This window comes from Bradyrhizobium canariense (genome assembly GCF_019402665.1).
Classification (GTDB): Bacteria; Pseudomonadota; Alphaproteobacteria; order Rhizobiales; family Xanthobacteraceae; genus Bradyrhizobium; species Bradyrhizobium canariense.
On record NZ_VSST01000106.1, the window covers coordinates 1 to 860 of the forward strand.

The following is an 860-nucleotide window of genomic DNA, read 5'->3' on the forward strand; positions in this document are numbered from 1 at the left end:
CATGCGGCTATCAAGGGGCTCAACCGCCTGGCGAGAAGGCACGCCGTCAGGCTGCGGCAATCCTATTCTCGTGTGGCCAAGGCCGCCGCGATGATGGCGGGCCGCTACGCCCATGCCAAACAGTTCAGCCGGCATCAGCGGCAGTTGCGCATTCTGCGCAGCCGGCTCGGCCGCATCATCCGCGACATCCGCCGCAAGATCGAGGGCCAGCCGGCATTGGAGGAGGCATTCGCCCTCCCGCTTGGCCGGGCCGTGCAAATCCGCTCGCAGCAGCAGCGCCAGCGCGGCTGGAAGCTTTATTCCTTCCATGCCCCGGAGGTGGAATGCATCGGCAAAGGCAAGGCCGCCGCGCCTTACGAGTTCGGCGTGAAGGCCTCCATCGTCACCAACAACCGCCGGGCGCCCGGTGGCCTGTTCGTACTGCACGCCAGCTCGCTGCCCGATAATCCCTACGACGGTCATACCCTGCGGGACGTCATCGACCGCACCGAGGCGCTCACCGGCTGTCCGATCGAGCGGGCCTATGTCGACAAGGGATATCGCGGCCACGACACGCAAAATCCCCGTCGCGTCTTCATTTCGGGCCAGAAGCGCGGCGTGTTCGGCGCCATCAAGCGCGAGCTCCGGCGCCGCTCCGCCATCGAGCCCATCATCGGACATCTGAAGGCCGAAGGTCACCTTGGCCGCTGCTATCTCAAAGGCCGCGCCGGCGACGCCGCCAACGTCGTGCTCTCAGCAGTCGGCCACAACTTCCGCCGTATCCTCGCCTGGCTCAGAGAACTCTTGTGCCTCTTCCTGATCCAGCTATCGCATACGCTTGCCTGTCCGCTCCCGCTCAATTCGGCTTCTTAACGGACGAC

1 protein-coding gene is annotated in these 860 nt (G+C 65.2%); it reads left to right on the forward strand.

Annotated features, from left to right (window positions below; genetic code table 11):
- The coding region (locus FXB41_RS39280) for an IS5 family transposase (RefSeq protein WP_219685572.1) at positions 1–852 on the forward strand (852 nt) is incomplete at its 5' end.
- Positions 853–860 lie beyond the last annotated feature (8 nt).